This window comes from Streptomyces mutabilis (assembly GCF_014649815.1).
Classification (GTDB): domain Bacteria; phylum Actinomycetota; class Actinomycetes; order Streptomycetales; family Streptomycetaceae; genus Streptomyces; species Streptomyces mutabilis.
Map to the genome: position 1 here is coordinate 1 of NZ_BMTT01000047.1, position 3,260 is coordinate 3,260.

Here is a 3,260-nt window from a genome sequence, read left to right on the forward strand (position 1 = left end):
TTCATGGCGGCGTATCACTCCACCATGATCCGTCACCCGATGATCTTTGAAGACGGACCCTAGATCGCATGCGACGGTGGCCGGCCAGGCAGGCCCAGGGCGTGGAACGGCGTTGTCACGTTGACTGACCGGCTTGGGGTGCTTCTGGAGTTGATCGTGCCGGGGAGGGTTCCGCTCGTGCCGTCCGCGCCGCCGGGCGGGGGGAGGAGCTGAGCCAGGTCGCCGTGCCGGAACAGCGGCACAGCAAGCAGGCAGATGAAACGGAGGCTGCCACCCACGGCGGACGTAGGTCGCCGGGCGGAGGAGTCGGCGCGGAGGAGGCTCAGGCGGGCGGGCGACATGAGCTGATCCTTTCTCTACCGCCCCACCCAGGAGCGTACGTGTCCGGGGGGATCGGCAGATCGGCGCGTCTCCCCCGCAGGATGAACCAGGCGGGTGGGAACCTTCAACGCGGAACCGCAAGTCCGCCGGGCATGCGTGCCAGGCGGTCTCCGGCCCGAGCAGAGGGTGACCGCCACCGGCGGTCGTGACGAGGCACCCACTGCCGCGGAAGTCGCGCCGGGATCAGGAGCGGGTGGGCAGCCAGCCCTCCTGCACGGCACGCACGCCGGCCTGGAAGCGGCTGCGCGCGCCGAGCCGCTCCATCAGGTCGTTGGCGATGCGTCGTGCCGTACGCGGTGACACTCCCAGCCGCTTGCCGATCGCCTCGTCGGTGTGTCCGTCGGCGAGCAGCGTGAGCGCCGTCTCCTGCTGCGGGGTGAGCCCGTTCGGGCCGCACACCGGGGCCTCCGCCAGCGGCTGTGCGGTCGCCCACGCCGCCTCGAAAAGGGCGCACAGTGCGGTGAGCATGCCGTGGCCGGTGAGTACGACGGCTCCCTGGGCGGTGTTGTCGCCGGTCACGGGGATGACGGCGGTACTGCGGTCCACGATCACCATGCGGGTGGGCAGCGAGGGTGCCGTGCGCACCTGACCGCCCAAACCGGCCAGCCAGTTGGCGTGCTCGATGGAATGGCGGCTGTTGCGGACACTGTCCAGGTAGATCGTCCGCATCCTTATCCCGCGGCCCAGCAACTCCTCGTTCAGGGGCCGTGATGCGGCGATGGCGGCCTCAGTGAGAACGGGCTCCGGCGAAAAGGCCATGACCTCCTCGGTGACCTGGCGCGTCAGCGTCACCAGCCGGTCCCGCACGGCGTCGAGTCCGATGAGCTGCTCGACACCTGGGGTACTGGCCGTAGGATTCAACTCGGCGTACTCGCTGATCAGTCGCGCGGCAGCCGCCCTGGATGCCTCCAGCCGGAGTTGTTGCGCCGCCAGGTCGGCCTGGCGGCGCGCCATCAGGATCTCCATGCCGATGTCCGGGGAGACCGGTCTGAGTCGTCCCTCGTACTCGGCGGAGGGCCGTACGAGAGCGAGACCGCTCAGTTCGTCCAGAGCCTCCCGGATATCATCCTCCGGTACGCCGATCATCTCTGCGAGCGCGGCCACCCCGGCTTTCGGGTGGGAGAGCATGCAGCGGTAGACCGCCTCCGCGGTCACGTTGAGGCCCAATTCGGTCAACATCTTCCCCCCAGCTGTATCACCTCTGGCGAACTTGATCATGCCAGAACGCCTCAATCCCCACACCTGCCCCGCACTCTGTGGGGGTGCCCTCACGTAGTCCACGCATCTCCGCGTGGCCCCGATGTGGACGGATGCGGCCATGGCCGCAAGAGGTCCGCCCATCCCTTCCCGGGACCCGACCGCGGCGGCGATCGTGAGATGCATGTATCTCGTGCACGCCCGCTTCCGTATCGCCTCTCCCGCCGGAGTGCCCGACCTCCTGACGGAGCTGGCCCGCCAGTCGCTGCGAGTCGACGACGGGGTGGAGCACCTCTCCGTGCACCCCCACCCACCCCACCAGTTCACGCTGGGCTTCTACCTGCTCTCCCAGAGCCTGCGCGACGCTGAGGACCACGCCCGCAGGGTGTGTATCCGGTTGCTTGCCGACGCCCACTGGCTGCCGCCGACACGGCTGCTGAGCGTGGGGGTGCCGCTTGTCCCTCCCGCGCTGCTCGACGAGTGACCCGGCACGCCCCGCCGCTGGGCGCTGTCTGGCGGGTCGGGTGACTGTCGGGGGGCGGCTCGTAGCTCCGGCTGTAAAGCGGGGTGATCCGGCGACTGCTGAGTGGTCCGGCTGGAGCCTCACCTAGCGGAGTTGGGACTGCGTGGCGATACGACGACGTCCTTCACGTGCCTGCTGAGGGATCGACCTGATCCGGGGTTCGGCTGGGCGGCAGCGACTGGCTGGAGCGATGAGGAGGAGTCCGGCAAGCAGGAAGGCGTTACCGCCGAAGACGCGGACCTCCCAGGCCTGGGCGCCCGCCTAGGCCCGTAGGCCGCGGCTCTCCCTGCCTGCGCGGGTGGGGCACGCGCCGCCGATGAGCCTCCGAAGGCTCGTTGGACGCAACCGTCCACGGCCCCTTCCGTCCAGCCGAGACCCCTTTTCTCCCCGCTGAGCTGCGGCTTAGCTATGAATCACCGAACGGGACAGCGCCAGCCGCGGGGCGCAGGACCGAACGGGACAAGCGATGCAGTCACCCGCTCTCTCCCTGGAAAAAGGAACCTGCCATGCTCCTCAGCCCCGTCGCTCACCGGGTCGCCGCGGTCACCGTCCTTGCCGTCGCACTCGGCCTCTCGGCCTTCTCCGGATACACGGCCCTTTCCCTCGCCGACATGAGCTGGCAGGTCTCCGCCGCCGACATGAGCTGGCAGACCGCCCCCGTCGACACGGGCCGGCTGGCCGCCCCCGCCGACATGAGCTGGCAGTAGCCGGTCCGGCGGCTCCGGAGACCACCACCGCGCCTCACCGGGCCATCCGCAGCGCCACCCCTCGGAAAGACGACCGAAGCGCGCGCGGCGTCCCCGGGGCACACCGCGAGCAGCCCTGACCGCTCTTGGTGACCCCTCACCGGAGTCACCGTACCCAAGGCATCGCGTCGTCGCGTTCCCACGCCGCCGCGTGCGCCACCACTCACACGAACAACGAGCTGGCCATGCCAGTTCAAGGGGGGAACACCATGAAGCAGACCACCCGCACAGCCACTCGCCGTGCCATCGGCACTGTGCTCGCCGGAGCAGCCGGAGCGGCCCTGCTCACCGTGGGCGCCGTCACTCAGGCGGCCGACGCGAAAGCGACCACCACCTGTAGCGGCACCGCGTCGGTCTACGGCATTCTTCCGGACGGCCGCCTGACCTACTCCGCGATCAACCCGACCAACGGC

The 3,260-nt window shown here is 69.6% G+C and carries 3 protein-coding genes and 1 pseudogene; 3 read left to right on the top strand and 1 reads right to left on the bottom strand.

The genetic code is table 11. The features are described from left to right. Positions 1 to 564: 564 nt before the first annotated feature. The gene (locus IE142_RS34300; protein WP_191889359.1) at positions 565 to 1,560 is read right to left on the bottom strand and encodes a LuxR C-terminal-related transcriptional regulator; all 996 of its coding nucleotides are present in this window, start codon (positions 1,558 to 1,560) and stop codon (positions 565 to 567) included. Positions 1,561 to 1,762: 202 nt separating this feature from the next. Here IE142_RS34300 and IE142_RS34305 point away from each other — a divergent pair, with 202 nt between their 5' ends. From IE142_RS34305 to IE142_RS34315, 3 genes and pseudogenes are all read left to right on the top strand, one after another. Beyond that, positions 1,763 to 2,062: a hypothetical protein gene (locus IE142_RS34305; protein WP_191889360.1), complete on the top strand. Its 300-nt coding sequence runs from the start codon at positions 1,763 to 1,765 to the stop codon at positions 2,060 to 2,062. 545 nt (positions 2,063 to 2,607) lie between these two features. After that, entirely contained in the window at positions 2,608 to 2,808 is a 201-nt protein-coding gene (locus IE142_RS34310) for a hypothetical protein (RefSeq protein ID WP_191889361.1), read from the top strand. Between the two features lie 248 nt (positions 2,809 to 3,056). Continuing rightward, positions 3,057 to 3,260, top strand: a pseudogene (locus IE142_RS34315) (tachylectin-related carbohydrate-binding protein); the annotation flags it as partial.